Below are 1,049 nucleotides of genomic sequence, written 5' to 3' on the forward strand. Positions count from 1 at the left end.
CGAGAATGATCCGTCCTGCGGTCGTGGATGGGCTATGATCGGCACTGCGGGCAGGCTCGTCGGCCACTTCTACATCCACAATGGCGACGATTCAGGCCTCATTTGCGAACGCGGCTGAGTTCTTCAACAGCCTGCTCTAGGGATGGATTGCCACACGGCACGCTTGGGAACTTGCGCTGCGACAGTCTCGACGACGGATAGACGTTTTCCTGGGCTACATCCCGGTCTGAACCCCGCAAGAGGGAGGGAGCACACCGGACACGCGACAATAGCGTTCGTTTACGGGCCGTTAGCTGAGCCCTTGCAGCACCAGCCGGTTCAGCTTCGTGGCAAACGCCGCCGGGTCTTCCGGCAATTCGCCGTCCAGAATCTGCGCCTGCTCGAGCAGGAGCAGGCTGAGATCGTCGACCACCTCTGAGCCGGTCTGGGCCCTGGTGACCGCCGCCACCATCGGATGGCGCAGGTTGATCTCCAGGATCGGCTTGGTGCGCATGCCGCGGTTCTGCTGCGCCAGGATGCGCTCGAGCTCTCGGCTCGGGCCCTGGCTGTCGGCGACGAGGCAGGAGGCCGAGCTGGTGAGACGCGTCGACGCCTTGACGTCGCTGACGCGCTCGCCGAGCGCGCCCTTGATCACGGCAATGGTAGCCGCTTCGTCCGCAGCCGGCTCGTCCTTCTTCGCCTCGTCCTTGTCGTCGACGCGCGGGATCAGGTCGAGATTGAGATCGCCCTGGCTCAACGACTTCAGCGGCTTGCCCTCGAAATCCGATGGCATCGAGGTCCAGAAGGCGTCGACGGGATCGGACAGCAGCAGTACCTCGATGCCGCGCGCGGTCGCGGCCTCGAGCCGCGGATTGGACTTCAGCCGCTCGATGCTGTCGCCGACGAGATAATAGATCTCGGTCTGGTTCGGCCTGAAGGCTGCGACGACGTCCTTGAGCGAACGCTTCTCGCCGACGGTCGTGGTGAAGCGCGACAGCGCGAGCAGCTTTTCACGGCGCTCGAAATCCTCGTAGATGCCTTCCTTGAGAACCGAACCGAACGCGTCCCAG

General features: G+C 63.8%; 1 pseudogene. It reads right to left on the reverse strand.

Annotated features, from left to right (window positions below):
* Window positions 1-289: 289 nt before the first annotated feature.
* Window positions 290-1,049, reverse strand: a pseudogene (locus K289_RS0140905) (molecular chaperone HtpG); the annotation flags it as partial.

Source organism: Bradyrhizobium sp. Cp5.3, from assembly GCF_000426265.1.
In the GTDB taxonomy this organism is placed as follows: Bacteria; Pseudomonadota; Alphaproteobacteria; order Rhizobiales; family Xanthobacteraceae; genus Bradyrhizobium; species Bradyrhizobium neotropicale.